Here is a 251-nt window from a genome sequence, read left to right on the forward strand (position 1 = left end):
GGCCATTGGCTCGCCATTTGGTTTCGATTATTCAGCATCAGCAGGTATTGTCAGCGCCAAATCACGTAACTTTTCGCGTGAAACCAGTGTGCCATTTATTCAAACCGATGTGGCATTGAATCCTGGTAACTCAGGCGGACCTTTATTTAACCAGCGCGGTGAAGTGATTGGCATTAACTCACGTATTTTTAGTGGCACCGGTGGTTATATGGGATTGTCGTTCTCCATCCCAATCGATGCGGCAATGGATG

Annotated in this window: 1 protein-coding gene; it reads left to right on the forward strand. The window is 47.0% G+C overall.

The annotated features are described in order from the left end of the window. Window positions 1-251: S1C family serine protease (locus AAEY78_RS14245; protein ID WP_352340077.1), on the forward strand; the 251-nt coding region annotated here is incomplete at both ends.

It is taken from the genome of Psychrobacter sp. 16-MNA-CIBAN-0192, from assembly GCF_040309565.1.
Lineage (GTDB): Bacteria > Pseudomonadota > Gammaproteobacteria > Pseudomonadales > Moraxellaceae > Psychrobacter.